Here is a 5,111-nt window from a genome sequence, read left to right as displayed (position 1 = left end):
CCGCAAGCGTCGACACCGCCATTGCCGGTCTCCGGCTCCGCTTCGCTCCACCTCCGCCCGGCAATGGCGGCGGACACAACAATGCACTAACAATCACCCCGGACCACCCGGTGGGGGCTGCTCACGCCGGGAGAACGCTAGAGTGGTAGTGAGTGGCAGCCAAGTGATTGTTTCTCAGGCATATTTTGATGGTGGGTCAACTTCGCCAGTGCTTGTCGCACTGTGTTGACATCACAGGGGTCGCAAGTTCAATCCTTGCCGCGCCCACCATTTAGAAAGCCCGTCAGGTGAACAACCTGGCGGGCTTTTTCAATTCTGCCACGTTGCTTCGCGGTTCGATCGCAACGATCGCCATTCGCTTCCGGCATCGCCCTTATGCGCTCGATCGCTTGGTTCGTGAAGCCGGACCGGTAGCACTTCGCAACGGACTCGCCGTCAGCGACGCGAGTCGCGGATCTCATCCTGAAGTATCATCGAAGTCGGCCCGCTCAAACCGCCGGAATCGTGCCGTAAATACTTATGATTGAGGGGATTGGTTAAAATAAGGTTGAAATAAAGCCGATCGGCATGTCATTACTGGCGAAACCATAATTGCAGGGGAGGGTCGGGCACAACTTCGGGGGAAGACGACATGGAATCGGTGCGATCCTATCATCGCGGGGAGTCGCTTGCGGATGTGCCGCTGCATAAGCCTGCGCATATTCCGGCGCTCGACGGTCTTCGCGGCGCGGCGGCATTGCTGGTCGTCATCTCCCATTTCCAGACCCTCGGCCTGTCCGAAGGCTATGTCCCGCAATCGGGCACCTTCGGGGTGATGATCTTCTTCGTCCTCAGCGGTTTCCTGATGGGCCATCTCTATCTTTTCCGCCCGTTCGACATGGCGGCGGTGACCCATTTCATGGCATCGCGGATCGCGCGGGTCATCCCGCTCTTCTACGCGGTGATCCTTGCTTCCTACATCGCGTCGCAGATCGTCGGTCCCGACTTCGTCTATTATCTGACGACCTTCGACATGGTGAAGCATCTGCTGTTCCTCGGCAGCAAATTTGTCTTCTGGTCGATCCCGCCCGAAGTCGAATTCTACGTCGTCTTTGTCGGGCTGTGGTACGTCGTCGCGCGGCGCCTGGTCCTGCGTTATCTCCCGCTGTTCGGGTTCGGGCTGGCCGCGATGTTCGTGTTGCAGCCGCTGTTCCCGGGGATCACGGTCTTCAATTCGCTGCCGATCTTCCTCGTCGGGGTCGGCGCGGCGGTGCTGTGCCGCTATGTGCAGTTCGACCGGATCGACAAACGATCGGCGACGATCGTCCAGTGCCTTGGCATCGCGCTGATGCTGTCAATCTTTGCCGGGATCGTGTCGACCGATCCGTCCAAGACCGGGTTCGGATGGGAGCGCGGACGGGTGTATGAGAACCTGCCGATGGCGTTGTTGTTCGGTGCGTTCGTGCTGTCGTTCACGATCGACACGACATTTGCCCGCATCTTCTTCGCCAACCGCGTCATGCGACTGCTCGGCGCGTACAGCTTTTCGATCTACCTGCTGCATGAACCGGTTGCCGATACGGTCCGCAACGTGCTTGCTGGATCGGACATGCCGATTGTGCTGGAGATTTTCCTCATTCTCTCCGCGATCGTCGTCGCCGCCTCGCTCAGCTTCCGCCTCTACGAAATGCCGATGCAGGCGGCGGTCAAACGCGCGATCCTGCGACTCGATCGCGTCCGCGGCCGCCACGCCGAGGCGTGGCGCGCATCGCGAGCGGTGACCCGGTAGGTTCGGAAGGGGCGGCTACGCGGCGCTGGCGCAGGCCGCGCCGAGCGTATCCACTCACGTCTCGCAGTATCCTGGTTAGTTTAGGGCACGGTCGTCGAACATTATCGCCGGCATCTGGTACGTTCTTACAAACCGGAACCGTTATGATTTGGCTTCATAGTTTCTTTTGAAAAAAATCAGATTGGATTCCGACATATCAATCGATGAAGTCGATGGTCGAGTAAATTTCATTAACGGATCGGCATATCGTATGGAGCGAACGGGCGGCCTTGAATTCCATTTTTGGCACGGCATCGGGTCGGATATTTGCTGGACATTGTTCTGAGTATATGACGTTGGCAGCTTGGATTGCACCGGGGGTGCCTTGGGCGGGGTGACGAGCATGACGGAAACGAACCGGACGGAAGCCGGCGCGGGGCGGACACCCCGTCAGTCGTGGATGGACCTGTTGCGCGGGCTGGCGATCCTGCTCGTCGTGGCGTTCCATTCGGTCACGATCCTGAATCGGGTCGACCTCCCACCGCCAGCGTGGCTGAAGGAAATCAGCGATTTCTTCGCGCTCTACCGCATGCCTACGCTGATGTTCCTTTCCGGCCTGCTGTTGCCGCAATCGTTGAAGAAGGGATCGGCGGTCTACTTCGCGGGCAAGGTGCGTAGTGTCTGGTGGCCGTATCTGCTCTGGTCGGCGGTGACGGCAGTTGTTTTCGCGCGCGATGTCAGCAGTGTGTCGGCGATCCTGAGCTTGCTGAATGGCGGCAGCTATCTCTGGTTCCTGTATTTCGTCGGGCTGTTCTACGTCTTCGCCTATCTGGTGAAGTCTTTCAATTTTCTGCTCGTTGCCGTCGCGATCTTCGGCATCGCCGTGCTGGTGTCGTTCGGGTCGCCGGGCATCGTCGTGCATACGCGGATGTTCCACCTGATGACCTACTTTTTCCTCGGCGCGTTTGCCGGTCGTCACTGGAATGCCTTCCTCGCGCTGATCGACCGGCGCGAGAGTCTGTTCGCGGCCGCGGCGGCAGCGATTGGCGGGGTTTGCGTCGCCTATTTCGACGTCAAGTCCAATCCGGCGTTTATCGCGCTGACCCTCGCCTTCGTGATCGCGGCGTGTCATCTGTCGCGCAAGGTGGCGGGCCAGCGCTGGACGCATTTGCCGAATTATGTCGGCCGCAATTCGCTGAAATTCTATGTCAGCCATTTTCCGGCAATCTATCTGTTCGACGTCATGGCCGTTCGGCTCGGCGTAACGACCGCCGACATTGTTGCCGTGGCCAGCATGATCTTTGCCCTGTCGGTCGGACTGATGCTGTCGGTGGCATCCGAACGGTCGAAGGTGGTGCAATTGCTGTTCAGCATACCGAAATTCAGGAAGCCCTCGACCGCGCGCCCGGCCAGCGCCTGAAGCACGGGCGTGGCGGTGGCGACGTCCCATCGCCATTGCGCCCGGCGCGCACGACGTTAGCATCCCCCCAAACCATCGAAAGGTTCGGGATGCGCGGTTACGATTGGATCGGTCTTGTTGCGGCGCTGACGATCGCCACCCCTGCCGCCGCCCAGCGGGTCGAGGAAGCCTCGATCGACCAGTTGCAGGCGCAGATGCGTGCGGGCGCGACCGATAGCGTTGCCGTGACCCGCGCCTATCTCGCCCGGATCGCGGCGCTGGATCGGTCCGGGCCGACGCTGCGCAGCGTCATCGCCGTCAATCCCGACGCGCTGCAACAGGCGGCGGCGCTCGATGCCGAACGCCGCGCCGGGCGCGTGCGGGGGCCGCTGCACGGCGTGCCCGTCCTCATCAAGGACAATATCGAGACCGCCGACCGGATCGCGACGACGGCGGGCAGTCTCGCGCTGCGCGACAACATCACCGGGCGCGATGCGCCGCTGGTCGCCTATCTGCGCCGCGCGGGGGCGGTGATCCTCGGCAAGACCAACCTGTCCGAATGGGCCAATATCCGCTCGACCCGGTCGATGAGCGGGTGGAGCGCGGTCGGCGGGCTGGTGCGCAACCCCTATGCGCTCGATCGCACCGCCTGCGGTTCGTCGTCGGGGTCGGGCGCGGCGATCGCGGCCAGCTTCGCGGCGGCGGCGGTCGGGACCGAGACCGACGGATCGGTCGTCTGCCCGTCGTCGATCAACGGGCTGGTCGGGTTCAAGCCGACCCTGGGCCTTGTCAGCCGCAACCGGGTGGTGCCGATCAGCCATAGCCAGGACACGCCGGGCCCGATGGCGCGGTCGGTGCGCGACGCCGCGCTGCTGCTTTCCGCCATGGCCGGCCCCGACCCGACCGATGCCGCGACCGCACGCACCCAAGTCCGCGACTATGCCGCCGGCCTGTCGGCGGACGCGCTGCGGGGGCGGCGGATCGGCGTGATCCGGCCGAAGGGCATGACCCCGCCGCTGACCCAGCGATTCGACGCGGCGCTGGCGGTGCTGCGCAGGGGCGGCGCGACGCTGGTCGAGGTGACGCCGCCCAAGCTGGACGGGCTGGGCGAGGCGGAATTGCTGGTGCTCCAGACCGAGTTGAAGGCCGATCTGAACGCCTATCTCGCCACCACCCCGCCGGTGGTGAAGACGCGCACGCTCGATCAGGTCATCGCCTTCAACCGCGCCAATGCCGGCACCGAAATGCCGTTCTTCGAACAGGAGACGTTCGAGGCGGCGGCGAAGACCAGGGGGCTCGACGATCCCGCCTATCGTGCGGCGCGGGCGAAGTCGCTGCGGCTGGCCGGGGCCGAGGGAATCGACGCGATGCTGAAGGGTGCGAAGCTCGATCTGCTGGTCGAGCCGACCTATGGCGCGGCATGGCTGAGCGATCCGGTCTATGGCGACCAATATGGCGGGCCGTCGGCGTCCGAACTGCCGGCGGTGGCGGGCTATCCGCATCTGACCGTGCCGATGGGGCTGGCACAGGGGTTGCCGGTCGGGCTGTCGTTCATCGGCACGGCGGGCGCCGATCAGCAGGTGCTGAACGCCGGCTATGCCTATGAGCAAAAGGCGCAGGCACGCGTCGCGCCGCGCTATCCCGAGCGGGCGGAGGTGGGGCCGGGGCTGGACGGGGTTCGGTAGCGTTCCGACGGGGTCGTCTCAACGCCTGACTGTTATCGAAGTACACCCTTAGTGCGTGATGACAGGGGTGTAACCGTTCGTGCCGAGTAGGGGATGCCTGTCGAAGACCCGTATCGAAGTATCTGTGACGATCCTTCGATACGCCATTTCGATTAGGTTCAGGACCCATTGATGGGAGGCGTGCGATCTGATTCAGGCTCCGAGAGGAGACTGAAATGAGCGACCTGTACTGGTTGACGGACGAGCAGATGGAACGGCTTCGGCCGTTCTTTCCCAAGAG

The 5,111-nt window shown here is 62.8% G+C and carries 4 protein-coding genes and 1 pseudogene; all 5 read left to right on the top strand.

Features of this window, described 5'->3' with window-relative positions; translation table 11 throughout:
- Positions 1–90, top strand: a pseudogene (locus MF607_RS22240) (integrase catalytic subunit); the annotation flags it as partial.
- Positions 91–287: 197 nt separating this feature from the next.
- The gene (locus MF607_RS22235) at positions 288–527 is read left to right on the top strand and encodes a hypothetical protein (protein ID WP_242122350.1); all 240 of its coding nucleotides are present in this window, start codon (positions 288–290) and stop codon (positions 525–527) included.
- Between the two features lie 104 nt (positions 528–631).
- A complete protein-coding gene (locus MF607_RS22230; RefSeq protein ID WP_242122349.1) occupies positions 632–1,768 on the top strand; it encodes an acyltransferase family protein in 1,137 nt (378 codons plus the stop codon).
- A 382-nt stretch (positions 1,769–2,150) separates the two neighbouring features.
- Positions 2,151–3,167: an acyltransferase family protein gene (locus tag MF607_RS22225; protein ID WP_242122348.1), complete on the top strand. Its 1,017-nt coding sequence runs from the start codon at positions 2,151–2,153 to the stop codon at positions 3,165–3,167.
- Between the two features lie 89 nt (positions 3,168–3,256).
- Positions 3,257–4,831: an amidase gene (locus MF607_RS22220; protein WP_242122347.1), complete on the top strand. Its 1,575-nt coding sequence runs from the start codon at positions 3,257–3,259 to the stop codon at positions 4,829–4,831.
- The last annotated feature ends 280 nt before the right edge of the window (positions 4,832–5,111 follow it).

It is taken from the genome of Sphingomonas lacusdianchii (genome assembly GCF_022664395.1).
GTDB lineage: Bacteria > Pseudomonadota > Alphaproteobacteria > Sphingomonadales > Sphingomonadaceae > Sphingomonas > Sphingomonas lacusdianchii.
Note: the sequence above shows the minus strand (reverse complement) of the source record. Positions and strands in the feature narration are given on the sequence as shown.

What these genes read in the sequence shown, in the direction of transcription:
- MF607_RS22230 (WP_242122349.1), top strand. Translation starts at nt 632, where the DNA reads ATGGAATCGGTGCGATCCTATCATCGCGGGGAGTCGCTTGCGGATGTG.
- MF607_RS22225 (WP_242122348.1), top strand. Translation starts at nt 2,151, where the DNA reads ATGACGGAAACGAACCGGACGGAAGCCGGCGCGGGGCGGACACCCCGT.
- MF607_RS22220 (WP_242122347.1), top strand. Translation starts at nt 3,257, where the DNA reads ATGCGCGGTTACGATTGGATCGGTCTTGTTGCGGCGCTGACGATCGCC.